Here is a 23,325-nt window from a genome sequence, read left to right as displayed (position 1 = left end):
TCGATGGGTCGCGGATGGTCGTCAGATGGCGGGCTGGGCCGCCCTAGAACTCAGTCCTCGTCGTAATCGGCGACGCCGAGGGATTCGTAGGTGGGGCGGCTGGGGGTGCTGCGGCGGGGATTGACGTCCTGCATCAGATCCACTTCGGCGCCTTCGTCTGTGTAGACAGCGATGTCGAGGCCCAAGGACTGGAGCTCTCGCATCAACACCTTGAAGGACTCAGGGGTGCCCGGACGGGGGATTGGCTTGCCCTTGACGATGGCGTTGAGCGCCTCGTTGCGGCCCTGCATGTCGTCGGATTTGACCGTGAGCAGCTCCTGAAGCGTGTAGGCGGCGCCATAGGCCTCAAGAGCCCAAACCTCCATCTCACCAAGACGCTGACCACCTTGCTGGGCTTTACCGCCAAGGGGCTGCTGGGTGACCAGGGAGTAGGGGCCAGTTGAGCGGGCGTGGATCTTGTCGTCCACCAGGTGCACCAACTTGAGGATGTAGGCCCGTCCAACGGTGACCGGCTGATCAAACGGCTCGCCGCTGCGGCCATCGATCAACTGGATCTTGCCGGGGTTCTCGGGGTCATACACCCACTCACGCCCTGGCTGCTTCGCCGCTTCTTTGAGGTAGCCCTCAACGGTTTCACGAGACTTTTCAGCTCCGTGCATCTCGTCGAACGGAACGATCTTGAAGCGGGAATCAAGGTTGTCGGCGGCCCAGCCCATGAGGCACTCAAAGACCTGTCCGACATTCATGCGGCTCGGCACACCCAGGGGGTTGAGCACGATGTCGATTGGCGTGCCGTCGGGCAGGTAGGGCATGTCCTCCAAGGGGAGGATGCGGCTGATGATGCCCTTGTTGCCGTGACGGCCGGCCATCTTGTCGCCGACCTGGATCTTGCGGCGCTGAGCCACGTAGACCCGCACAACCATGTTGGCGCCCGGCGGCAGCTCGTCGCCCTGTTCGCGGGTATAAATCCGCACGTCAACAACGCGGCCGCGTTCGGTGTTGGGAACGCGCAGGGAGTTGTCGCGCACATCCCGGGCCTTCTCACCAAAGATCGCGCGCAACAGCTTCTCTTCTGGCGGCTGATCAGATTCGCCTTTGGGGGTCACCTTGCCCACCAAGATGTCGCCGCTCTCGACGAAAGCACCGATGCGAATGATGCCCATCTCATCGAGGTTGCCCAGGCTTTCCTCGGCAACGTTGGGGATCTCCCGGGTGATCTCCTCAGGACCCAACTTGGTTTGACGAGCCTCGATCTCGTACTTCTCGATGTGCACCGAGGTGTAGAGGTCGTCGCGCACCAGGCGCTCACTCACGAGGATGGCGTCCTCGTAGTTGTAGCCCTCCCAGGGCATGTAGGCGATCAGGCAGTTCTGGCCCAGGGCGATTTCGCCCCCTTCACAGGCCGAGCCATTGGCCAACACCTGACCGGCGATCACCTGGTCGCCCTGCTGGACGATCGGTCGCTGGTTCAAGCAGGTGTCCTGGTTGGAGCGCTGGTATTTCTGCAGCAGGTGGTAGTGATCCACGCCCTGGTCATCGCGAACGATGATCTGGGTGGAGTCCACAAACACCACCTCGCCGTTCACGCGGGTGATCGGCACCATGCCGGAGTCGCGAGCCACCTGGGTTTCCAGGCCCGTGCCCACCAGGGGACGCTCCGGACGCAACAGAGGAACCGCCTGACGCTGCATGTTGGAGCCCATCAGAGCGCGGTTGGCATCGTCGTGCTCCAAGAAGGGAATCAAAGACGCGGCCACAGAGATCACCTGCACCGGTGAGAGCTGCACGTAGTCGACCTGGTTCGGCGGAACCGTTTCGAAATCAAGGCGGTAGCGAACGGGGATCAGCTCGGCTGTGATGCGCCCATCGGCATCGGTCGCCACATCACCAGGGGCAACGCGGCATTCGTCTTCCAGATCAGCGGAGAGATAGATCGGATCGCCGCTCTTATCGACCACGCCATCGGTGACCTTCCAGAACGGGGTTTCGATGAAGCCGTACTCATTCACCCGAGCGTGGGTCGCCAGCGAACCGATCAGGCCAGCGTTGGGGCCTTCAGGCGTTTCGATCGGGCAAATGCGGCCGTAGTGGGACGGGTGGATATCCCGCACCGCGAAGCCAGCCCGCTCACGGGTGAGACCACCAGGGCCAAGGGCACTGATACGGCGCTTGTGGGTGAGCTCAGCCAGGGGGTTCGTCTGATCCATGAACTGGCTCAGCTGGCTGGAGCCAAAGAACTCCTTGATGGCAGCCACCAGAGGCTTCGGGTTGACCAACTGAGCCGGCGTCAGAGAATCGGTTTCGCCGACGGTCATCCGCTCTTTGATGATCCGCTCCAGTCGGTTCAAGCCAACCCGCACTTGGTTTTGCAGCAGTTCACCAACCGAGCGAACCCGGCGATTACCCAGGTGGTCGATGTCGTCGAGGCAAGCCCCACCCACATCGAGCTCCAGGTTGATGAGGTAGTCGAGGGTGGAGAGAACGTCCTCGGGGGTCAGCGTGCGCACCGCATCGGGGATGGTGAGGCGCAGCTTCTTATTCATCTTGTAGCGACCGACCCGTCCGAGGTCGTACCGCTTGGGATCGAAGAAACGGCTGTGCAGCAGTTGCTGACCGCCACTGACGGAGGGGGGCTCACCGGGACGCAGCTTTTTGTAGAGCTCCAGCAGGGCCTGGTCTTCTGAGGAGATGCCCTCCTCGTTGGCCGCATCAATGGACTTCTGGTAGTACTCCGGGTGGCGCAGCTTGTCGAGGACATCGTTGTCCGACAGGCCGATGGCCCGCATCATCACGTGGGCGTTGATCTTGCGGGTTTTATCGACCCGCACATGCAGCAGGTCGTTTTTATCGGTCTCAAACTTCAGCCAAGCACCACGGTTAGGGATCAGGCTGGCGTTGTAGGTGCGGCGACCGTTTTTGTCCTGCTCATCTTTGAAATAGACACCAGGGCTGCGCACGATCTGGTTCACGATCACGCGCTCAGCGCCGTTGATGATGAACGTGCCCCGTTCGGTCATCAGCGGCAGCTCGCCGATGAAGACCTCCTGCTCTTTGATTTCGCCGGTCTCTTTGTTGACCAGGCGGCAAGTGACATACATCTGCGACGCAAAGGTGGCGTCGCGGCGCTTGGCCTCTTCCACATCGTGGCGAGGACGCTTCAGGCGGTATTCACTGCCGACAAAGTGAAGCTCAAGCTTGCCGGTGTAATCGGTAATCGGCGAAAAGCTCTCCAGCTCCTCGATTAGGCCTCTATCCAAAAACCACTTGAAGCTCCCCCGCTGCACCTCCACAAGATCAGGGAGGTAGGTAGCGGTCTTGGCGACCTGAATCGCGCTGCTCATTCGGAGACCTGAACGGATTGAGGAAGAAGCTGCTGTCCGCACCATCAATCTCTGCCTGACCACACCAACGGCCGCCCCCAGCAAGCTGAGAAGCGGCCCCGTGAAGGCTTAATCAGAGGCGAGAGATCAAGAGAAACGCCAGCAACACTGACCTACCAGCTACGGCAGGGCAATGTTCGATCTTACCCAGCCAGGTCCAACCTCTGTCAACCTTCTTGACTGATGTTGGCAGGCTCCGCTTGAGCCTGGTAAGGCAGCGCAAACAGTTTGCTGGCATTGGCGCTGCTGCGGCGTGCCACCTGCGCCAAGCTCTGGCCCCTTAACTCGGCCACCCGCTCAGCCACATGGCGCACCATCGCGGGCTCATTGCGCTTGCCCCGCCTGGGTACCGGCGAGAGGAAGGGGCAATCAGTTTCCACCAAATACCGGTCCTCAGGCACCTGTTGGGCGCACTCATGGGTTTCTGTGGCCTTCGGGAAGGTCACGGTGCCGCTGAAGCTGATGTAGAGGCCATAGGCCAAAAACGCATGCATCTCAGCTGGGGTGCCTCCCCAGCAATGCATCACCCCTTGAATGCTGTGGCCAGCAGCTCGGCGCTTCTCAAGCAGGGCCAGCATCGGCTCAGCCGCATCGCGGCAATGAATGATCACTGGCAGCCCGAGCTCTTCAGCCAAATCAAGCTGGGGCACCAGCATGGCCAACTGCTCATCGAGGTTGGTGGCTCGAAACAGGTCCAAACCGAGTTCACCAATCGCCACCACGCGCGAATCAGCACCCGCCGCTTCACGCAGCACCTCAGGAGTGTCGGCTTGCCAATGCTCGGTATCGAGGGGGTGAACCCCCACCCCATAACGCAATTCAGGGAAACGATCAGCCAGCGCCCGGATCCCAGGGATCTCGGATGGCTCGACGCAGGCATGCAATAACGATTGAACGCCCGCTTCGCGCCAGCGGGCTGCGATCACATCAAGATCATCGTCGAACTGCCGAAAAACGATGTGGCAGTGGCTATCGATCAGAGGTGGGGCAGCACTCACCGGATCTGGGCGGGTTCAGCTGCCAGTTTGACCGATGAAATCAGGCCTTGGCCGCAGGAGCCGGATCAATGGCCTTTTTGACAGCAGCGCTCAGGCGTGACTTCTGGTGAGCGCCGGCATTGCGATGCAGTGCGCCCACCTTGACAGCCTTATCAATCTTGCTGAAAGCAGCGTTCAGACTCTCTTTGACGGCTTTCTTGGCCGGCTCCCCGGGCTCACTGCCATAGCTTTCACAGGCGGTGAAGCAGCGCTTCATCAAGGTGCGCAGCGCCGACACATAGCTGCGGTTGTGCAGGCGGTTGCGCTCAGCAATCTCGATGCGCTTACGAGCAGACTTGTTATTCGCCACAGGAAGTTTCGGGGCCGCAGATCGACAAACAAAGATCCTAACTCCACAGCCTTCCCTAGAGGTGGCTTAGCGTCAGTTGTTGTCTCGACAGACGCCATGATGCAGCTGCTCAACGACCCTGACGCGGCCGTTGATCGTCTGCGGCAAATCGAAGCGAGAACCCACTCCAGTGGCGTCTCCGCAGCGCAAGCCACCGTGGATGCAGTGCTGGATGCCGTCAAAGAGCGCGGCGATGCAGCTCTCAAGGAGTACACCGAGCGTTTTGACGGGGTTTTGCTCGACTGCCTGCGGGTGGATTCAGCAGCGATAGAAGCGGCCTGGCAAAGCGCTCCCCTGGCTTTGCGCGACGCCCTGCAACTGGCCCATCGGCGCATCAGCGCTTTTCACCGCAAACAGCTGCCGCAGGACATCGAGCTCAAAGGTCCCCATGGGGAACGCCTTGGCAGGCGCTGGCGGCCGGTCAACAAAGCGGGGCTGTATGTGCCTGGCGGCCGCGCGGCCTACCCCAGCACGGTGTTAATGAACGCCATCCCCGCGCAAGTGGCGGGGGTGAAGCAGGTGGTGATGGTCACCCCGCCAGGGCCAGACGGGCAGGTCAACCCCGCCGTGTTGGCGGCCGCCCACGTGGCCGGCATCGATGAGATCTACAGCGTTGGCGGTGCCCAAGCCGTGGCAGCGCTGGCCTTTGGCACCGAGTCGATCCCGGCGGTGGATGTGATCACCGGACCTGGCAATTTGTTTGTGACCCTGGCCAAAAAAAGCGTGTATGGCCGGGTTGGCATTGATTCGCTGGCTGGGCCCAGCGAGGTGTTGGTGATCGCCGATGACAGCGCCTCAGCCGAACTGGTGGCGGCGGATTTGCTGGCCCAAGCCGAGCACGACCCCCTGGCTGCAGCGATCCTGCTCACCACCAGCAGCCGCCTGGTGCAAGAAGTGCCCGAGGCGATTGCCACGCAACTGGAGGACCACCCCAGGCGCGAGGTGACAGAAGCGTCCATTCGCGATTGGGGCTTGATGGTGCTCTGCGATTCGCTCGAGCAAGCCGCCCAGCTCTCCGATCGCTTTGCTCCTGAACATCTGGAGTTGTTGGTGCAAGAACCAGCCGCGCTGGCCGAACGCATTCAGCAGGCCGGCGCGATCTTTATGGGACAACACACCCCAGAAGCAGCAGGCGACTACCTCGCTGGGCCTAATCACACCCTGCCCACCTCGGGGACAGCCCGCTTTGCTGGCGCCTTGAGCGTGGAAACATTCATGCGCCACACCAGCTTGATCAACTTCAACCGCCAGGCACTTGAAGCCACGGGCGCCGCAATCATGGAATTAGCAGCCCATGAGGGATTGCACAGTCACCGCGAGTCGGTGCGGCGCAGGCTGCAGGCTTAAGCCCTGGGGAGATCCCTCACACCAGCCACACCGTCATTGATCTCGCCAACCAGCACCTGATCCGCGAGCCCCACAAACAAGCCGTTCTCCAACACACCAGGGATGTTGTTGATGGTGGCCTCCAGCCCAGCGGGGTCGTTGATCCCACCAGCGAAGCTCACGTCCAGCACCAAGTTGCCCTGATCGGTGACGACCGGACCTGCTTTGCGTTGGGCCATGCGCAAGTCAGCGCTACCACCCAGTTGCTGCAACTCAGCCTGCACTTGGCGCCAAGCGCCTGCCAGCACCTCCACCGGCAAGAGGAAGCCAAGGTTGAGGCGCTCCACCAGCTTGGTGCTGTCGACCACCACCACGAAACGCTCAGCGCGGCGGGCCACCAACTTCTCCTGCACGTGGCAAGCGCCACCGCCTTTGATCAATTCAAAAGCGGGATCCACCTCATCAGCGCCATCAATGGCCAAATCAATCCGATCGATGGCATTGAGGGATTGCAGTGGGATCCCCAGTTCGGCCGCGAGAACCTCGCCTTGAAACGAGGTGGTGACGCCGACGATGTCGCTGAGGCGGCCATCGCGCAGCCGGGCTCCCACCTCCTGAATCATCAGGGCCGCTGTGGAGCCTGAACCCAGACCCAGCACCATGCCGTTCTTGACCTGATCGGTGGCAGCCAAGGCCACGGCCTGCTTCATCTGGGTCTGCAGGTCAGCCATCGGGTCACCTCAATGTCGCGGGAACCTAGCAATGGCCCGCTGAGCGCGTCATCCGGCTTGGCTCATCGGCAGCGGAGCTGGCTCAATCGACAACTCCATCTGCTCAGCGCCGCGCAACACCTTGAGCTGCAGGGGATCACCCAGAGACGACGCCTCCACCACGGCAAGCAAATCGGCGGGGGCGCGGACATTGCGCTCACCGGCCGCAATCACCAAATCGCCTCGGCGCAATCCAGCCGCCACAGCAGGACTGTTCTCCAATACCTGCTGGACGAGGGCACCGTCGTGTTCTGGCAGCTGCACCAAGGCATTGGGGTCAGCGTTGTGCTCTTTGGCGCGGCGAATGGTGAGCGGCACCAGCTGCAGGCCGAGATAGGGGTGCACCACCTCGCCGCCACTGGACAAGCGCTCAGCGACGCCCTTGGCCAAGTTGATTGGAATCGCAAAGCCCAGTCCTGCTCCAGGGCCGGCACGAACCAAGGTGTTGAGGCCGATTACTTCACCAGCCTCATTAATCAGTGGCCCACCAGAGTTGCCCGGGTTGATCGCCGCATCGGTTTGGATCAGCTCAAGGCGCTTATCGGTGAAGCCAAGGCTGCTGATGTTGCGGTGCAGGCTGCTGACAATGCCAAGGGTCACGGTGCTATCGAGCCCATAGGGATGGCCCAAGGCAATGGCCCAGTCGCCAGGCTCGAGCGCGTCGGAATCACCCAGTGGGGCCGCCTTGAGTTTTTGAGGCGTTGAGGCCAAGCGCACAACGGCTAGGTCGGTTACCGGATCACTCCCCACCACTTCGCCATCGCACTGGGTTCCATCGGCCAGGCTGACCTGAACGCGATCAGCCCCCTCGACCACATGGGCGTTGGTCAACACCAACCCATCGCGGCCAATGACCACCCCAGAACCCTGGCCATTTTCGCGATGGCTACTGGGCAAATCCCCGAACAGCTCTTTGAGAAGTGGGTCGTCCAAACCCGGATCGAGACCCGACATCAACACCTGCCGCTCAGTGTCGATGCGAACCACGCTGGGGGCCACGCGGCCAACGGCCTGAGCCACAAAGCCATGGGCCGCGAGAACCGGCTCAACGCCGAACGACAGCGCAGCCACTAGAGCCACCATGGCTGCCCAGAGCCCTCGCCAGCGTCCCATCGACTGCAGCCAAAGCCCGAGCCTAGGGAGACCAGCGCAGTCGGTGGAGATCAGCAGGACTGAATCGATTCACACCATCAAGGCTGAACAGACTCACTAGGGTCTGGCCCCGCTGCCGAGCGATCTTTGGACACCTGCGCCCAAGTCTGTCCGCTGTGCAAAGTCACGATTGACGCCAGTGCTTCGGCCAACGTCGAGGTGATTTTCAGCACTGGGCAACCATCAACCCGCGCCCGCCTTTGGGCGCGGGTCTGCCAATACGCCAAGGGCAAGGGCTGCATTAACACCGATCCCTCCTTGCGCGGCACTCCTGGACCACGCGACGGGTACAGCGACGCGCCTGAGATGGACCTTGGTGGCGCGGCCTAAAGGCCAGGCATTAATGTGAAAGGGTGCCCGGCGGGCATGCTTCTCGCTTGCGAGAAGGCAGTCGTACCAATCAGACGATTGCAGGGCCGGGCCGGCCCTCCGCACCACGAGCCTTGGCTCATCCCCCGCTGGACCCCATCGAAGCCCTTGCCTCGGCAACGGCCCAATCCCTTGGTTTTCTCGTTGAGAGCGTGGTGCTGCATAGCCATCGCGCTCCCCAAGCGTTGATCGTGGCTGTGCGCAAGGGCGATGGCAGCGACGTGAATCTCGACGACTGCGCCAGCTTCAGCCAAGCCTTCGGGGAGGCCTTGGAGACCGGTGAACTCATCACCGGGGCGTATGTTCTGGAAATCACAAGTCCAGGGCTTGGAGACGTTCTCCAGCAGGACCGGGACTTTCGCAGTTTCCGCGGTTTCCCCGTCTGCGTTCGGCAGCGGGATGCCAAGGGAGGCGAAATCCAGCGCGAGGGAACCCTGCTTGGCAGAGATGCCGATGCGGTCGAACTCAACCTGCGGGGGCGCATTCAGCGGATTCCACGCAGCGATGTGCTCGAGGTTCGCCTGAGCTCACCCAGCGCCTAACGGCACGCCCACCTTTCTGTTCACTGCTTCAACGGATCACCCATGGCACTCGTGATGCTCCCGGGCCTCTCGGCCCTCATTGAAGACATCAGCGAGGAGAAGAAGCTGCCCGCCAACGTGGTGGAAGCCGCCCTGCGCGAAGCCCTTCTCAAGGGCTATGAGCGCTATCGCCGCACGCTCTACATCGGCATTAGCGAAGACCCGTTCGACGAGGAATATTTCAGCAACTTCGACGTGGGCCTTGACCTTGATGAAGAGGGCTACCGGGTTCTGGCCTCAAAAATCATTGTTGAAGAGGTTGAAAGCGAGGACCATCAAATTGGTCTGGTAGACGTGCAGCAGGTGACCGACGACGCCCAACTGGGCGACACGGTGGTGCTGGATGTGACCCCGGAAAAAGATGATTTCGGGCGCATGGCAGCGGCCACCACCAAGCAGGTGCTGGCCCAGAAATTGCGGGAGCATCAGCGCCGCATGATCCAGGAGGAATTCGCCGACCTAGAAGATCCGGTTCTGACCGCTCGCGTGATCCGCTTTGAGCGCCAGAGCGTGATCATGGCCGTGAGTTCTGGACTCGGCCGCCCGGAAGTTGAAGCCGAACTGCCTCGGCGCGACCAGCTCCCCAACGACAACTACAGAGCCAACGCCACCTTCAAGGTCTTCCTCAAAGAGGTGTCTGAAATTGCCCGCCGCGGCCCCCAGCTCTTCATCAGCCGGGCCAACGCCGGGTTGGTTGTCTATCTATTTGAAAACGAAGTCCCCGAGATCCAAGAAGGGTCTGTTCGGATCGTGGCCGTTGCCCGTGAAGCCAACCCACCGTCTCGAGCTGTAGGACCTCGCACCAAGGTGGCGGTCGACAGTGTTGAGCGGGAAGTTGACCCGGTTGGCGCCTGCATTGGCGCGCGGGGCTCCCGGATTCAACAAGTGGTGAACAAACTGCGCGGCGAAAAAATTGATGTGATCCGCTGGTCGCCTGATCCCGGCCAGTACATCGCCAACTCCCTCAGCCCAGCACGGGTCGACATGGTGCGTCTGGTGGACCCAGAAGGTCAGCACGCCCACGTTTTGGTTCCGCCCGATCAACTGAGCCTGGCCATTGGCCGCGAGGGCCAAAACGTGCGCCTAGCTGCACGCTTGACCGGCTGGAAAATCGATATCAAGAACAGCGAGGAATACGACCAGTCCTCCGAGGACGAACAGGTGGCCGAGCTGATCGAGCACCGCCGCGAGGAGGAAGCACTGCAAGCGGAAGCCGAAGCTCGCCTTGAAGCCGAACAAGCCGCGCGTGCCGAGGAAGATGCCCGCCTCAGGGAGCTGTATCCCATCGAGGAAGACGAGCTTGAGGACTACGGCGATGAGCAACAACCCATCGCAGAGGCCGAAGTCGAAGCAGAGGCAGAGCCAGAGCCTGCAGCGGAAGCCGTCAGCGAAGAGCCCGTAGCCAGCGAGGACGAGGCCAGGTGAGTACTCAGCCCACCCTGCGCCGCTGCGTGAGTTGCCGGGAACTGTTCGACCGTCGTCAGTTGCTGCGCATCATCCGGCTCGCAGGGGGTGCCGGCGTTGTGATGGATGAAGGAATGGGCCGCTCGGCCTATGTCTGCGCCTCACATGCCTGCGTAGAAGACGCCCGCAAACGGCGAAAACTGCAACGCGCCCTCAGGGTCCCGGTTGCAGACAGCGTCTACGACGCCCTGGCCAAACGGCTGGAACCTGAAGCCTGACGGCCTTTCAGGCAAGATGACATTGTTGGAGTCATGCATGACGAGCGGCGGCAAAGTCCGGATCTATGAGCTGTCCCGGGACCTCGGTCTCGATAACCGCGACGTGCTCAATGCCGCGGAGAAGCTTTCGATTGCGGCCAAGAGCCACAGCAGCTCCATCAGTGATGGTGAAGCGGCCAAGATCAAAGCCCTGCTCAACAGCAACGGCAAAGCGGCTGGTGGCGCCAAGTCAGCTGCCAAACCTGAGGCTGGCAATCAGATCCTGTCGCTGAAGAAAGCGCCGAGCACGCCCAGCCAATCTGCGGCAGCTCCCCCTTCGGCACCACCGAGCCGCAAACCAGAAATCGTCGCCAAACCGGCCGCTCCGGCAAGCCCCGCCAAGCCAGCCCCGAGCGCGCCGCCGAGCCGCAAACCGGAGGTGGTGGCCAAACCGGCCGCTCCGGCAAGCCCCGCCAAGCCAGCCCCGAGCGCGCCGCCGAGCCGCAAACCGGAGGTGGTGGCCAAGCCGGCACCCAAACCGGTGGCCAAACCCGTCGCCAAACCGGCCAGCGCGCCAGCCCCAGCACGGCCTGCCCAACCGCTGCGTCCCCAAGCGAGCAACCGTCCACCGCAGCAGCCCAGCAACCGGCCGCCGGCCAAACCCACCGGCAAACCACCGGTGGTGATGAGCAAACCCACCGCTCCGCCGCCAAGGCCGGCCAGGCCGGCTGCCCCAGCGCCTCGCCGCGACCAAAACAGGCCAGCGGTGCCAATGCGCCCGCCCAACCAGCAGCAGCGTCCGTCGCCCCAGCGCAGTGGTCCGCCCCGCAGTGGCGCCCCGGTTCGCCCTGGCGCACCCCAACGCCCGGGAATGCCTGGTCGCGGCGGTGCACCCCAACAACGGCGCGGTCCAGGAGGGCCCGGAGGTGGCCGTCCCCCGTCCTCGCTTGAGCTGGTCGGCAAGCCGATCCGGCGCGAACCCAATGCGCCCCAGGGCCGCCAAGGTGGCGGTCCCAGCCGGCCTGGTGGTCCTGGCGGCATGCGCAAGCCGGTGTCGCCCGGCGAGCTCATGCAGCTGCAGAAGCCCGGCAGCCGGCCCACCCCTGGTGATGGTCCCCGGCGTCCACCCACCCGTCCCGGCAGTGAGGCACCGCGCCGACCCGGTGAAGCCCCCAACCGCCCCAATGCGCCCACAGCGCCGCCGCGGCGTCCTGGCTATCGCCCTGCCGCTGCTCCCGGCATGGCCGGGCGTCCGCGTCGCCCGGATTGGGATGACAGCGCCAGGCTCGATGCCCTGCGCAGCCGCTCGCCCCAGAAGCAGCGCCAGAAGGTGCACATCATTGGGGAGAACGACGATTCCTTGGCCGCACAGACCGGCGGCTTCGCCGGTGGCCAAGAGGCCCTGGTGCTGCAGGCCAGCCTGGCCAGGCCGAGCAAACCCAAAAGTCTGGCGGGCAACAAAGGCGCACGGCCTGTGGCCCTACGCCGCCGCAAGAAGGAAACCACCCGTCAACGGCAACGCCGCCGCGCTATGGAGCTGCGGCAAGCCAGGGAGGCCAAGCAAATCCGGCCTGAAATGCTGGTGGTACCCGAGGGCAACCTCACCGTTCAAGAGCTGGCCGACAAGCTGAGCGTCGAGAGCTCCGAGATCATCAAATCCCTCTTCTTCAAGGGCATCATTGCCACGGTCACCCAGACCCTGGATCTCGAATCGATCGAGAAGGTGTCCCAGGAATTTGGTGTTCCTGTGCTGCAGGACGACATCGAAGAAGCCGCCAAGAAGACCGTCGAGATGATCGAGGAGAGCGACCTCGATCACCTGATCCGGCGCCCGCCTGTGGTCACCGTGATGGGCCACGTCGACCACGGCAAAACCAGCTTGCTCGATGCCATCCGCAAAACGCGTGTGGCTGCAGGCGAAGCTGGCGGCATCACCCAGCACATCGGCGCCTATCAAGTCGATGTGGACCATGCCGGTGCCAGCAAGAAGGTCACCTTCTTGGACACCCCGGGCCACGAAGCGTTCACCGCCATGCGCGCCCGCGGCACCAAGGTCACCGACGTGGCGATCCTGGTGGTGGCCGCCGATGACGGCGTTCGGCCTCAAACCCTGGAAGCCATCAGTCACGCCCGAGCGGCGGAAGTGCCGATCGTTGTGGCCATTAACAAGGTCGACAAAGAAGGCGCCCAGGTTGATCGCGTCAAACAGGAGCTCTCTGAGCAAAGCCTGCTAGCAGAAGATTGGGGCGGCGACACCGTGATGGTGCCGGTGAGCGCCATCAAGGGCGAAGGCCTCGACAAGCTGCTGGAGATGATCCTGCTGGTGACCGAGGTCGAAGATCTCAAGGCCAACCCTGAGCGGATGGCCAAGGGCACCGTGGTGGAAGCTCACCTCGACAAGGCCAAGGGCCCCGTGGCCACGCTGCTGGTGCAAAACGGCACCCTGCGCCCCGGCGACGTTGTTGCCGCAGGTCCTGTCCTGGGCAAGGTCCGGGCCATGGTCAGCGACAGCGGCCGCCGCGTGAAGGATGCGGCCCCCTCCTCTGCCGTGGAGGTCTTGGGCTTCAGCGAGGTTCCAGCCGCTGGCGACGAGTTCGAGGTCTACCCCGACGAGAAAGCCGCACGCTCGGTGGTGGGCGATCGCGCCAGCGAGGCGCGCGCCACTCGCTTGGCTCAGCAGATGGCCTCTCGCCGCGTCTCGCTGACGTCGATGTCTGGCCAGGCCAGCGAAGGGGAGCTCAAAGAGCTCAACTTGATCTTGAAGGCCGACGTTCAAGGCAGTGTCGAAGCCATTTTGGGAATGCTCGAACAGCTGCCCCAAGGCGAGGTTCAGGTGCGCGTGCTGCTCTCTGCACCAGGCGAAGTCACCGAAACCGACGTCGATCTGGCGGCGGCATCGGGCGCTGTGATCGTTGGCTTCAACACCACCTTGGCCTCCGGCGCACGCCGAGCAGCTGAATTGGCTGGCGTTGACGTTCGCGACTACAACGTCATCTACAAGCTGCTGGAAGACATCCAGGCCGCCATGGAGGGTCTTCTAGAACCCGAGCTGGTGGAATCGCCTCTGGGCGAAGCCGAGGTGCGCGCTGTCTTCAGCATTGGCAAGAGCGCTGTGGCTGGTTGCTATGTCACCAGCGGCAGCATTCAGCGCAACTGCAAGATCCGCATCCATCGCGGCAAGCAGCTGGTGTTCAGCGGCGATCTCGATTCGCTCAAGCGAATGAAGAACGACGTCAAGGAAGTGAACACCGGTTTCGAGTGCGGGATGGGCTGCGATCGTTTTGCCGACTGGCAAGAGGGCGACCGCGTTGAAGCCTTCGCGATGGTGACCCAGCGCCGCACACTGGCCACCTAAATGGAAGCCTGGCTCCCACGGCTCAGCCTGGCGCTGCTGCCGCTGGAGCTGTTGTTGCTTCAGCTGGTTCTCGCTGGCGGCAATCCTGGCCCAGCTCCACGGCTGGAGATGGTGTTGCTGTGGGCCTTAGCGGTGCTATTGCCGCAGCTGCGCCCGCCCTGGGCGCTGCCGCTAGCCCTGGCGAGACCCGTGCTTGCTGTGCTGCAGCTGCCGCTGCTGTTATGGCTCGATCAGCGGGCAGGGCTTGCCACTGCGGTGAGCCCTTGGGCTGACCAGAGCCGGGTGGCCTGTTTGCTTTGGGCCTTGCTGTTGCTGCTAGCGATGCAATGGCAACTGCGCTCAGCTCTCGGCACGGTCTCGATTGCGATCCCACCAGAGCAGAGCGCCACTGATCAACAAAGCGAGCCCTTGAATTCCGAGGTCGGAGAGGGGAACGACACCACCACTGGAGGCGCGCAAAGCCATGGTGGCGGCACCGACAGCAGCGGAAGCGAAGAGGGCCAGCCAGAGGGCACGGCGTAGCCCACGCCACGGCGTACGCGCTTCCTGCAAAAGACGAGCTTTGAGCTCAGGATCCAGTTGGGATGCGGGATCTGCCATGGACAGTGAGCTCAGCTCAAACCTGCGCCGATGCTAATTTGACGCCCGCGCCGGTGTAGCTCAGGGGTAGAGCAACTGATTCGTAATCAGTAGGTCGTCGGTTCAATTCCGATCACCGGCTTTCACAAACACCCCCCGCAGAACACATTCCTCCACTGCGGTGTCTCCCCTAGTACAGAAGAAGCTCCGCCGATGCCGTCAGTGGCTAGAAGGTGAACTCAGCTGGAGCGAGTGCTGGGGAAGAAGTAGTTATCCAAAAGACCCACCAATCCAGGAGAAAAGCTTGCAGGGATGACCCAATGAACTGCTAGGAGATAACACCAACAAACTGCCTGGTCAAAAGAGAGACCACCACGGGCAATGTCACCACTGAGAGAATCGTTGTTCCAGCAACAGCAGCCTCGGTTTCTTCTACATAAACATCATGAGATCGAGCGACTGCGTACTGGCATTTTGCTGTTGAGACAGCGGCACAGACAACCACTGCCACGCTGGGAGCGGGGGGCAGGCGAGCCAAATCGCATACATACCAAGCAATCACTGGCATCAGAAACAGCTTGAAAAACGTGCATTCAGCAACGATTCTTGCGTGATGGCGGAATAGGCCAAAATTCAACTGAGCACCAATCGCAAATAATGCGACAGGAGCCGTAGTAATGCCTACAGCGTTTAGCGATGCCTTAATCGGCATTGCAAGCTTGACATCAGCAAAAGAGAGGATCAACCCGATGACCATGGCAATGAAGTAATTTGCCTTCATTGCATGCAAAAAAGAAGACAGGACTTTACGAAGACTCATACCCTTCCCTTTTGAGCTGCAGTACTCATAAATAACTGATGTAGTTTGTAGACCAATAATCAAAACAACAACTCCAAGGACCCCAAAAGTTGCACCACTGACTGGCAGGAGAATTGCCAATACAGGAAGAGCAATCATGCAGGTGTTCGAGAACACAGCTGCCCCAGCAAAATAAGAGCCAATCAACAGGTCCTTACGCTTAATAAATCTCCCGTAGACATAGGCAAGGCAAAACAGAATGAACGATGTCAGTAAATATCCGCCGAAGAACTCAATGTACTGCCTGTATTCACTCAGCATATCCTGGCTTGTCATGTCAATGATTATCATGCAAGGTATAGAGATATTCAAAACCCAATTAATCAGTATTCCGCTATTTTTAGGGTCGAATTTTTTGGTCAGCCTTGCTATGTACCCAATTACAAGGAAAGCAATGATTGGGAAGATTGCCCTGATCAAGGGAGACATCTAGTCATCGCCGATTAATCCACCAATAACTCGCGCCTGCCAAGCAAAGGCCAAACGGCTGAATGTATTCACACCCCTTGTCACTTCAGCATTGCCATCAGGCTGCTGACTTTGTACTGGGTCCGCGCTGATTCTTTTTCCAGATAGCGATTGGGTCCTCTCCCAGCCGCCGCCGGCGAAACTCATCGACGCTGCCGAAATTTCGCCCCCACCAAGCTGCCGAGCGCCGAACCAGCAGCGTGATCGTTGGCGGCAACCCGGAGTTCCTTTGAGCCATCAAGCACTGAAGATCCCAGCCAAAGCGACTGTTGCTGCCCACAGCAGCAACGCGAAGAGATACAGCCGCCCTTGCTTCAGGTCTGACCACTTGAGCCTGTGATCGCTGGCCCAAATCACGCCATGCGCGATGACGTTGGCGATCACTGCGCCATACAAAACAAACCCCGCCGCGAAAGCCAAGTTGTGTTGCATGCCCGCATGAGCCAGCTTCATCCGACACTCAAGCCCAAGCCATTGGCTGTGTCCGTAGACCCCACCAGGTTCGTAATGACGACGCAAGCTGGGAAGGCTGGCAGAGCTGGCTTTGCATTCAGTCGCCCAAGAGAAAGCGGGCTCTAAAGCCCGCTAGACCTCAAAAACCCCTTCAGTTTTCTGCGCTTAGGCCGAAGCGTTTCAAGCGCCAGCAAGCTGACGACGAGCCAAGAGTTTGCGAGCCGCTTTCAGGCTGATGACCTTCTTGGCGCGCAGGCGAATGATCTTCTTGGCACGCTTGCGAGTGATTTTCAGTTCGTTGGTCATTGGTCCTGCGCTCAACTGGGCTTGGTCTACGCCTCTCGCTGAGCACAGCCGATACCTGAAACCGCACAACGGGGTTCGGGTTTGCGTCCCAACTAGATGGGATAGTCACGAAAAAAGGGCGGACCCCTCACAGCCGCCCCAGTATCCGACGCACCGTGAATCCCCATTCACGGTGATCAAACGCTATGTATCCGCCTGAACTTTTTTTGTGCTCAAAAGCACGATCTATGTATCCATCTGAACACTTTGGGTGGTGCCCCACCTCGACGGGACGGCCTTAGACGAAGACCCTTGGTTCATCTATGGGTGTCCGGCGCACGCCCGTCAGAACCTTCAGGCCCACCACTATCGCCATCTGATTGCAACCGCTTACGAACGAGAGGGTTATTCGGTCCAGCTAGTCGAACGCGAAGACACCAGGCTGGAGCGCCAGCGGTGTTCAACACAGAAGGCCCAGACGGACGCCGCCAACGAAAGAGAAGCGGGCCACGTGGCAGACGCTTCTCCACCCTCAGACGATCAGTCACCTGAAGCGAGTGCCGTGGCCAGGAAGAAAGACCAAATCTGCAATCGCTTCAACATCGACCCTTCTGAACTGACCGCCCAGCATGTACTCGACATAGGCAACGCTTTCCCCGCTTTGAGGAATCGGCTGCTGTACGACAACACGACCGCGCTTGGCTTGTTTACTCATGTCCGATTAGAGCAATTAGGGGACGCTTACCTCCTAGACCGAGCGCGCATTGCCAAATTGCATCTACAGCTGCATTGGATAAAAGAACTGACTACCCAAGGCTGTGCCGCAGATTTACTCACCAAAACAGATTGGTTTAGTGCCAACGACGACTGGGTGAATGGTTTGCATCGCCTGGTGGTGGAAGACTCTTGTGCCAAGCGTTACCTAGGCAGCCGCCAAAGCAACTTCAACTGTCCCATTGGTGTTATGCAGGCAATCCTGCGAATTTTCGGATTGCGTACTGCGATCAAGAGGCAATGCGTTGATGGCGAAATTGTCCGCTTCCATCGCATCACTGACCCGCTGCACCACTTCAACCCCGAGAGTCTGCTGAAACGCTGGGAAAGCAGGCCAGAACTGATTTTAGGCGACCTGGAAGCTGCTGACAGCGACGCAGCTGTGACGGATTATTCGTAATAGAAAGCGCAATGCAGATAATCCGACACAAGAACGAATAACCGTCCCTTCTAAACGGTATGGTTCGCTACACCACCTGCATTCAGCGATTGCAACATTGGGAATATCCCGCATGGTTTTGCAGGACTATCGCGGGTCAGCATCGCCCCAGCACTGGTGAATCAGCTGGGGCTTTGTTGTGTCCGCAGAAATACTTAAATACTGTCCTATCTAGACGGTACGGGTGGACACCACTTCGTCAGCAGGGTTTCATCCGCTTAAGGAGTTAACGCTCTACCTCACACAACCACCCCTCGGCGGACACGTCATTCGTCGGGGCTTTGTTGTGTCTGATAGGTACTAATTACTGTCCCTTCTAGACAGTACAGCTCGATACATCATTGGTATTCAGCAGCTGATTGATTAGGTGCATCCCGAAGGTTCCTAGAGATAACGCGAGCCGACGGGTCAGCATCGCCCCAGCATTCCTCACACAGCTGGGGCTTTGTTGTGTCTGGAGATATGGCTAATCACTGCCTGAAGCCAAAGGAATGATGAGAAGCACCTGAACCAGAGGCATCACTCAATTGGGGATTGATCCGACCACAGCCTGGGAACCCAGAGTTTCGTTGAATCAGAGGCGCCCCACCTAGAAGGGACAGTGGCACAAGAAAAAGCACCTACTTACGACCAAGCAGGTGCTGAGCCAACAACCCGGGAAATTCCCAGACCCAGGAAGCGCTTCCTTTCCCTGGCGGGGGACAGTGGAACGCTTCTTTCAGTCTTATGAACTGGTTGTGGCAGCGCGCCTGAGCAGAAGCGCCGTTGCGGGATGCGTTGAACTGTTGCGGCTCCGCAGCATTCGCATGGAGCTACTGGCCGAACTCGATCGAACCTGAGAACAGTGTTCTCAATCTTGCGGTTTATGACGCCTGCACGTGCATGCACCGTTGTTAGTTTCGCGGCCAAGAGCCCCTGCCACGACTGGGAACCCGTTGTAGCCGCTGAGAACGATATTTGATTAGTAATCAGTAGGTCATCTGCTCAATTCCGATCACCGGCTTGCTTTAGCCAAGCGTGAAGGATCAATAAGTTCTCCTAGGCAATCAGATGTTAACTCGGCAGAGTTTTATCGGATTTTTGAATAGCAATGCTTAGGTTCTTACTTCGCGACGGCAACATCATCAACGCACCTGTTGAGCTTGATGATGAAGAGGTGCTCACCTATGAAGACGGAGACGGCCACACGACACATGCTTTGCTGAGTGACGAGGCTGAGGCGAGGCTGATGGCCCTCCTCTCTGTTACCCATCTCAACGCTGCATAAGACTCAAGGCAAACGCCTCTGGAAATAAGTGCTATGGCTTTGGATTAATGGCCCGTTATTGCTGCGAAGCCGGTGGAACCCACCACATGGAACAGACCACTGAATGGGTCAGCGGCGAAGGAATGCTGTCTTCAGTCAACCAAGTCTGGTTTTGCCACAACTGCGGAAGCATCTGGCTGAGGGAGAAGGACGAATGGCCCAAGACCGAGCCGGCCAGATGGAATCTCTGGTTCAAAGCCAAGCAACGACGTCAACAGAACACAAGAAAGAAGGCAATGGATCAACAGTTACTGGTGAATCTCTGAAACCAAAGAACTACCAGCAGGGATGCTTGCTACAAGACTTAACTGCTCGACTTTTCTCCTATTAAGAGGGGGTTTGCCCCTCGGGTTGTCCTCTGTCTATTCATCACCTGGAGCTTTTCCTACTTCCATCACTCGCGCGCTACGAGAAGAGATATTCGGCAGAAGTGACACCTCATCTCCCATGACAACCTCGGCTCGCCCAAAACAAGGATGCCAAATGCTTTGGCCTGAGGTACACCGCAATCACGACCGATGATCATCCCAGGCATCTCCTATCGAACCATCAACGCGCCTTACCAAAACACTGCGACAGGTCGCATACGTCGCGGCATACAAGCCATCAGGCTGCCCCTGTAAGCCTCATTGAGTGTCATCTTTGGAAGACCAATGCTGAAATTGAACGTTTTCCCTATCAAGAATTGTCGAGTCATTATTATCTGAGTTATTAACCATTTCCCATTCCAACGCATTTTTCATCATCTCAAGAAATTCAGAATACTTCCTGGAAAGATCTTCAGTATGTGGATTCGATACACTCCAGATTCCATAATGACTAATACCCAAGGCGAGCTGGTCCGAAAAGGCCTGCTTGCAAGGGTGAACTCCATTTCCCTGCATAAATACCTCAATCTCCTAACCAATATCTAACACAGTCGTCAATTGAGACCCCCAAAAGCGAACGCAGATAGCCAAAAGAATCATAGGGCCTTGCTCACATGCCCAGAAAGCATCTTCAAGAGCGAGTTTTCACCTAAAAACTCTTGAGCCACACCATGCTTGACGAGAAATTCCTGACTTAGCGTAAAAAGTCTGACCTGAGTTACATTTTAAGCTCTCACTAATTTCAAAAATTCACAACAATCAATCAACTGATTGAAAAGCAGTGGTATCTCTTCCATCACTTGGCAACACTTGATCTCTGAGCCTCAAATCTGCAGCGAGAACCCGCAGGCGCATCAGGACTGAGGAAGCCGGAATGGACCGCATTCCAATAACATGGGAAACACTGATTGAAAGTGATGGATTACGCCCGCACAAAAGTTTGGGTGTGGTTTAAAGGTGGCCTGAACGGCGGCGAATGGCGTGGCGGGTTTGTGGCCAGCACCACAGAGAAAGGGGTCCTCTGTCAGCACGGTGATTTCAAGGATTGCGTGGTGCCGGAGTGGCGGATCAGTCGAGAAGAGCCAACCGACCTAAAAAAGTGCCGCCCATTCCTAATGGTGCGGCTTGGATCATTACATAAAGCCTCGGCCTAAGCAGATGCACTCCTTGTTGGCCCCTTGGGTATTAGCAGTTCTGCTAGTACCCAAGTTGATTTAAAGCCCAAGGAACATCGCAGGAATTCGGTCTAACGCATGAATGCCGGCCATTTGCGAGAGAACGTTGACGAGCATTCCAGCCAGGTGCGCCCCACCCACTAGAGCAAGACCACGCCAAAGCTTTTCATAGTTAGCAGGCGGTCCACTTTTCCAAGTTGAAGATTGATTCATCACGAAGAAAGTTGCTATGGACAATCCTGACTAATGAAGTGCTTCCCACCGGACTTCTGTAACGCATCTCTGCATCACCTCATGATCAAACCCGTGCTTGTTTGCGGTCGGTTCGCAGCAAGGGAGTCCAGGATCACCCGTCTCGACCAACCCGAGCCGGACCCGAGAAGGCTCTGAGAGCCCATTCGAGTGGCAACCATCACATGACCTGGCAGGCAATAAAAAAGCGGCCAACCCCTTGATCAACCGCCAACGAAGCCAGAGCTTCCATTGATAAAAACTGGCTTTTTGCTCGCGGCAAAGCCATACGAGGAGCTACCAATGGATGACAGGGTTCCCGAGCATGGGCTCTGTCGCTCCTTGGGCCTAGAGGTGGGCGCCAAGGATTTTCTACTCGACATCCCCAAGAGAACCACCGAGCTGCAACGGTGATTCATGGAACTTTGGCGTGCTTCATCACGATTGGCGTGCTGAAAAGCTTGAATTTGACCAGCCCCATGCCAGCCAGGGGCGCAACCAAACAGCACCACCTGAAAACCATGACTCCAATCCAGGGGATTCATTTTGATTTGGTTGCGGATTGCAAGGGATGCGCTGCTGGCAGCACCTGAGCCACGCTGTAGGAATCCTGAGACAAGCCGATGTTCATCGTTGTTTCTGCTGCCGTAGCGGCTGTTGTCTCCATCGCCGCTGCATTCGCTTTTCGAGTGGTCGCCCAAGGGCTGAACGCCGGTCAGCAGCGCTAACGCACGCAACGCTGGCGGGAGATTTTTCTATCGTTAACGACCGCCATGGCTCGATGACGATTCCTTTTGGCGAACCTGAGCCGTCAGACGATCTTTTGAACCAATCCATGTGGTCAACACGCCTGAGGCGATGGCTGGACACCCGCCTGAGGACCTTGGCGGCAGATCAGAGAATTCAAGATGCCAGGGCCCTGCGCAATGAATTTGTGATCGATTGAGCAGACAGCCAAAACAAGCACCGCCGAGTAGAAATAGTACAAAACTACTATTTTGACGATACCTGAAAAATCCTGGGGCCAAGGCTTCCTCATGGCTGAGCTGCCAGCCGAACAGCCATGGAAGCGCTGCCTTTACTGCGCAGGCTTTGAGCTCTGGGAAGGAACGCTGGCCCGCTGCCAAACCAGAAAAATGGTGCTTGCGCCGAAGGCCCACTACAACCGCCGCTGCAACAGTTGGGCACCGAATGCCTACTGCAACGCCAGGCCCGACTGGAGCGCCGAACCGGCCGCCGAGATCATTGCTGGCCACTACTGAGAGGGCAGAACCAAGCAAAACAAAACCCCCGACCAGACGGGGGCAAAGAGCGGGCCGGAGACAGCAGGCTCAGTCGCGCTGCTTTTTGAAAGCTGGAAGATCCGAAGGCTGACGCAAGACAAAAACGACAGCAGCTGTGATCACCGCCGTGACGGCGATCAGGCCGTAGATGGCCATTGTGTAGTCGGTCATCAGTTGCAGCCGAAGGCGCCGAGGGTGATCTGACTGACGATGCCATGACCGGTAATGACTTCTGTCAGCACACCGATCACAAAGCCGAGCATGGCCACACGGCCATTAAGGAGTTCAGCCTTTTCAAGTCGCTCCGACTTGATTTGGGCAGCAGCAGCATCCTGATACCAGCTGTCGGTGGAAGCGGATGAGGTCATCTGAATTAGGCAGATGAAGAAATGTTAACCCATTTGTAACAAAGCGCTAAGCAGCCTGGGAAACAGGCGCGTGGCTCAGGAGTCTTTGAAAATTCGCTCCAACGACCGCTTGAACTCGCTCTCGCTCATCGGCCGGGCCAAATCGTGCTGGCGGTTGCGGCGCAACGTGCTGCCAATCCACCAAAGCTGCAGCCCAGCAAACACAAGGGCCACCAGTCCCAGCTGCCAATAGCCCGCATTGAACTGATCCATCGGCTCAGCCTGCTCGATCAACAGCTGGAATCAGACAAAAAAAAGGAAGGCCCTCCCACAGGCCCCCCAATTGCTCGACGCGTCCCCGGTTTCCCGCCAGGGATACGGCAATTTTTAAGCCATGAAATGAACTTTATTGTCAGAACGGGCACGGTTTGGGGATTAACCCTTACCGAACCAAAATTGGAAGCTAACAACCCACAGCCAGAGCAGGGTCGCGCCAGCATGTAACGGAATCGTTACAAACCAATGACTCTCGGTGAAGTGTTTTTGGAGTCGATCTCCACTGGCGTGATCACCATCCAGGAGATGGCCTGGGTGGGTGCCCACCAAGACAATTTCAGCCGCGCCGAAGTCGCGACCGCAGTCCGGCTTGGCAGGTTGATCGATGAAGGGCAGGTCAACCTCGGCTGCCGTGTCGCCTAGTCAAGTGCTGTTTTGTATCTGGCAGCCACAGCCAGAGCGCAGCCTGGCAAGCATGGATTGAGCCGAACGAGATCGTTGA

General features: G+C 58.9%; 23 protein-coding genes and 1 tRNA gene. 12 read left to right on the top strand and 12 right to left on the bottom strand.

Features of this window, described 5'->3' with window-relative positions; translation table 11 throughout:
• Positions 1–50 precede the first annotated feature (50 nt).
• The 3 genes from rpoB to rpsT form a co-directional block, all read right to left on the bottom strand.
• Positions 51–3,341, bottom strand: a complete 3,291-nt coding sequence (gene rpoB, locus SIB46_RS11410) for a DNA-directed RNA polymerase subunit beta (RefSeq protein ID WP_413296249.1) — start codon at positions 3,339–3,341, stop codon at positions 51–53.
• Between the two features lie 206 nt (positions 3,342–3,547).
• On the bottom strand, positions 3,548–4,378 hold the full coding sequence (locus tag SIB46_RS11405) for a TatD family hydrolase (protein ID WP_413296248.1): 831 nt from the start codon (positions 4,376–4,378) through the stop codon (positions 3,548–3,550).
• A gap of 40 nt (positions 4,379–4,418) precedes the next feature.
• Complete coding sequence (gene rpsT / locus SIB46_RS11400; protein ID WP_186548242.1) at positions 4,419–4,727, bottom strand: 30S ribosomal protein S20; 309 nt, start codon at positions 4,725–4,727, stop codon at positions 4,419–4,421.
• Between the two features lie 96 nt (positions 4,728–4,823).
• Here rpsT and hisD point away from each other — a divergent pair, with 96 nt between their 5' ends.
• Positions 4,824–6,113 (top strand): histidinol dehydrogenase, encoded by a 1,290-nt coding sequence (gene hisD / locus SIB46_RS11395; RefSeq protein WP_413296247.1) that lies wholly within the window; start codon positions 4,824–4,826, stop codon positions 6,111–6,113.
• Here hisD and rpiA read toward each other — a convergent pair.
• Together rpiA and SIB46_RS11385 are read right to left on the bottom strand one after the other, a co-directional pair.
• Positions 6,110–6,823 (bottom strand): ribose-5-phosphate isomerase RpiA, encoded by a 714-nt coding sequence (gene rpiA / locus SIB46_RS11390; RefSeq protein WP_413296246.1) that lies wholly within the window; start codon positions 6,821–6,823, stop codon positions 6,110–6,112. The two genes, hisD and rpiA, sit on opposite strands and share 4 nt — an antisense overlap.
• A 48-nt stretch (positions 6,824–6,871) precedes the next feature.
• Positions 6,872–7,975: a trypsin-like peptidase domain-containing protein gene (locus SIB46_RS11385; protein WP_413296245.1), complete on the bottom strand. Its 1,104-nt coding sequence runs from the start codon at positions 7,973–7,975 to the stop codon at positions 6,872–6,874.
• Positions 7,976–8,173: 198 nt separating this feature from the next.
• Between SIB46_RS11385 and SIB46_RS11380 the strand changes: the two genes are divergently transcribed.
• The 5 genes from SIB46_RS11380 (at position 8,174) to infB (ending at position 13,980) form a co-directional block, all read left to right on the top strand.
• Positions 8,174–8,344, top strand: coding sequence for a hypothetical protein (locus SIB46_RS11380; RefSeq protein ID WP_413296244.1), 171 nt, complete (start codon positions 8,174–8,176; stop codon positions 8,342–8,344).
• A gap of 113 nt (positions 8,345–8,457) precedes the next feature.
• The gene (locus tag SIB46_RS11375) at positions 8,458–8,925 is read left to right on the top strand and encodes a ribosome assembly cofactor RimP (RefSeq protein WP_413296243.1); all 468 of its coding nucleotides are present in this window, start codon (positions 8,458–8,460) and stop codon (positions 8,923–8,925) included.
• A 42-nt stretch (positions 8,926–8,967) separates the two neighbouring features.
• Entirely contained in the window at positions 8,968–10,389 is a 1,422-nt protein-coding gene (nusA, locus tag SIB46_RS11370; RefSeq protein ID WP_413296242.1) for a transcription termination factor NusA, read from the top strand.
• The gene (locus SIB46_RS11365; protein WP_413296241.1) at positions 10,386–10,646 is read left to right on the top strand and encodes a YlxR family protein; all 261 of its coding nucleotides are present in this window, start codon (positions 10,386–10,388) and stop codon (positions 10,644–10,646) included. The genes nusA and SIB46_RS11365 overlap by 4 nt, the downstream gene beginning before the upstream one ends.
• A gap of 37 nt (positions 10,647–10,683) precedes the next feature.
• On the top strand, positions 10,684–13,980 hold the full coding sequence (gene infB, locus SIB46_RS11360; protein ID WP_413296240.1) for a translation initiation factor IF-2: 3,297 nt from the start codon (positions 10,684–10,686) through the stop codon (positions 13,978–13,980).
• Positions 13,981–14,319: 339 nt separating this feature from the next.
• Here the strand turns inward: infB and SIB46_RS11355 are convergent, their stop codons facing one another.
• Positions 14,320–14,580, bottom strand: coding sequence for a DUF3493 domain-containing protein (locus SIB46_RS11355; protein ID WP_413296239.1), 261 nt, complete (start codon positions 14,578–14,580; stop codon positions 14,320–14,322).
• Positions 14,581–14,629: 49 nt separating this feature from the next.
• Here SIB46_RS11355 and SIB46_RS11350 point away from each other — a divergent pair.
• Positions 14,630–14,701 (top strand) — tRNA-Thr (locus tag SIB46_RS11350).
• Between the two features lie 186 nt (positions 14,702–14,887).
• Here SIB46_RS11350 and SIB46_RS11345 read toward each other — a convergent pair.
• The 3 genes from SIB46_RS11345 to SIB46_RS11335 form a co-directional block, all read right to left on the bottom strand.
• On the bottom strand, positions 14,888–15,847 hold the full coding sequence (locus SIB46_RS11345; protein WP_413296238.1) for an AEC family transporter: 960 nt from the start codon (positions 15,845–15,847) through the stop codon (positions 14,888–14,890).
• A gap of 276 nt (positions 15,848–16,123) precedes the next feature.
• The gene (locus tag SIB46_RS11340) at positions 16,124–16,306 is read right to left on the bottom strand and encodes a hypothetical protein (protein WP_413296237.1); all 183 of its coding nucleotides are present in this window, start codon (positions 16,304–16,306) and stop codon (positions 16,124–16,126) included.
• A gap of 213 nt (positions 16,307–16,519) precedes the next feature.
• A complete protein-coding gene (locus SIB46_RS11335; RefSeq protein ID WP_413296236.1) occupies positions 16,520–16,645 on the bottom strand; it encodes a hypothetical protein in 126 nt (41 codons plus the stop codon).
• 253 nt (positions 16,646–16,898) lie between these two features.
• On the opposite strand from SIB46_RS11335, the gene SIB46_RS11330 reads away from it, so the two are divergent.
• The 4 genes from SIB46_RS11330 to SIB46_RS11315 all read left to right on the top strand — a co-directional run bounded on the left by SIB46_RS11330 (position 16,899) and on the right by SIB46_RS11315 (position 22,179).
• Positions 16,899–17,798 (top strand): hypothetical protein, encoded by a 900-nt coding sequence (locus SIB46_RS11330; protein ID WP_413296235.1) that lies wholly within the window; start codon positions 16,899–16,901, stop codon positions 17,796–17,798.
• A 1,353-nt stretch (positions 17,799–19,151) separates the two neighbouring features.
• Positions 19,152–19,409 (top strand): hypothetical protein, encoded by a 258-nt coding sequence (locus SIB46_RS11325; protein ID WP_413296234.1) that lies wholly within the window; start codon positions 19,152–19,154, stop codon positions 19,407–19,409.
• A gap of 1,019 nt (positions 19,410–20,428) precedes the next feature.
• Positions 20,429–20,665: a hypothetical protein gene (locus SIB46_RS11320; protein ID WP_413296233.1), complete on the top strand. Its 237-nt coding sequence runs from the start codon at positions 20,429–20,431 to the stop codon at positions 20,663–20,665.
• 1,289 nt (positions 20,666–21,954) lie between these two features.
• A complete protein-coding gene (locus tag SIB46_RS11315; RefSeq protein ID WP_413296232.1) occupies positions 21,955–22,179 on the top strand; it encodes a hypothetical protein in 225 nt (74 codons plus the stop codon).
• Positions 22,180–22,248: 69 nt separating this feature from the next.
• Here the strand turns inward: SIB46_RS11315 and SIB46_RS11310 are convergent, their stop codons facing one another.
• From SIB46_RS11310 to SIB46_RS11300, 3 genes are all read right to left on the bottom strand, one after another.
• Positions 22,249–22,371 carry a hypothetical protein gene (locus SIB46_RS11310; RefSeq protein ID WP_413296231.1) on the bottom strand — a complete coding sequence of 41 codons (123 nt, stop codon included), beginning with the start codon at positions 22,369–22,371 and terminating at the stop codon, positions 22,249–22,251.
• Positions 22,371–22,568 carry a chlorophyll a/b-binding protein gene (locus SIB46_RS11305; RefSeq protein WP_413296230.1) on the bottom strand — a complete coding sequence of 66 codons (198 nt, stop codon included), beginning with the start codon at positions 22,566–22,568 and terminating at the stop codon, positions 22,371–22,373. The genes SIB46_RS11310 and SIB46_RS11305 overlap by 1 nt, the downstream gene beginning before the upstream one ends.
• A 75-nt stretch (positions 22,569–22,643) precedes the next feature.
• Positions 22,644–22,841, bottom strand: a complete 198-nt coding sequence (locus SIB46_RS11300) for a hypothetical protein (protein WP_413296229.1) — start codon at positions 22,839–22,841, stop codon at positions 22,644–22,646.
• A 228-nt stretch (positions 22,842–23,069) separates the two neighbouring features.
• On the opposite strand from SIB46_RS11300, the gene SIB46_RS11295 reads away from it, so the two are divergent.
• Positions 23,070–23,246, top strand: coding sequence for a hypothetical protein (locus SIB46_RS11295; RefSeq protein ID WP_011936398.1), 177 nt, complete (start codon positions 23,070–23,072; stop codon positions 23,244–23,246).
• Positions 23,247–23,325: the final 79 nt, after the last annotated feature.

This window comes from Synechococcus sp. MIT S9452 (assembly GCF_047304245.1).
GTDB lineage: Bacteria > Cyanobacteriota > Cyanobacteriia > PCC-6307 > Cyanobiaceae > RCC307.
This window is presented reverse-complemented; position numbering and strand designations above follow the sequence as displayed.

Excerpts from the sequence above, each read along its gene's own strand:
- infB (WP_413296240.1), top strand. The coding sequence starts at position 10,684 with ATGACGAGCGGCGGCAAAGTCCGGATCTATGAGCTGTCCCGGGACCTC.
- rpoB (WP_413296249.1), bottom strand. The coding sequence starts at position 3,341 with ATGAGCAGCGCGATTCAGGTCGCCAAGACCGCTACCTACCTCCCTGAT.
- SIB46_RS11325 (WP_413296234.1), top strand. The coding sequence starts at position 19,152 with ATGGCCCGTTATTGCTGCGAAGCCGGTGGAACCCACCACATGGAACAG.
- SIB46_RS11315 (WP_413296232.1), top strand. The coding sequence starts at position 21,955 with ATGGCTGAGCTGCCAGCCGAACAGCCATGGAAGCGCTGCCTTTACTGC.
- SIB46_RS11305 (WP_413296230.1), bottom strand. The coding sequence starts at position 22,568 with ATGACCTCATCCGCTTCCACCGACAGCTGGTATCAGGATGCTGCTGCT.
- SIB46_RS11355 (WP_413296239.1), bottom strand. The coding sequence starts at position 14,580 with ATGGCAGATCCCGCATCCCAACTGGATCCTGAGCTCAAAGCTCGTCTT.
- SIB46_RS11385 (WP_413296245.1), bottom strand. The coding sequence starts at position 7,975 with ATGGGACGCTGGCGAGGGCTCTGGGCAGCCATGGTGGCTCTAGTGGCT.
- SIB46_RS11310 (WP_413296231.1), bottom strand. The coding sequence starts at position 22,371 with ATGACCGACTACACAATGGCCATCTACGGCCTGATCGCCGTCACGGCG.
- SIB46_RS11295 (WP_011936398.1), top strand. The coding sequence starts at position 23,070 with ATGACTCTCGGTGAAGTGTTTTTGGAGTCGATCTCCACTGGCGTGATC.
- hisD (WP_413296247.1), top strand. The coding sequence starts at position 4,824 with ATGATGCAGCTGCTCAACGACCCTGACGCGGCCGTTGATCGTCTGCGG.
- SIB46_RS11345 (WP_413296238.1), bottom strand. The coding sequence starts at position 15,847 with ATGTCTCCCTTGATCAGGGCAATCTTCCCAATCATTGCTTTCCTTGTA.
- rpiA (WP_413296246.1), bottom strand. The coding sequence starts at position 6,823 with ATGGCTGACCTGCAGACCCAGATGAAGCAGGCCGTGGCCTTGGCTGCC.
- nusA (WP_413296242.1), top strand. The coding sequence starts at position 8,968 with ATGGCACTCGTGATGCTCCCGGGCCTCTCGGCCCTCATTGAAGACATC.
- SIB46_RS11335 (WP_413296236.1), bottom strand. The coding sequence starts at position 16,645 with ATGACCAACGAACTGAAAATCACTCGCAAGCGTGCCAAGAAGATCATT.
- SIB46_RS11320 (WP_413296233.1), top strand. The coding sequence starts at position 20,429 with ATGGATTACGCCCGCACAAAAGTTTGGGTGTGGTTTAAAGGTGGCCTG.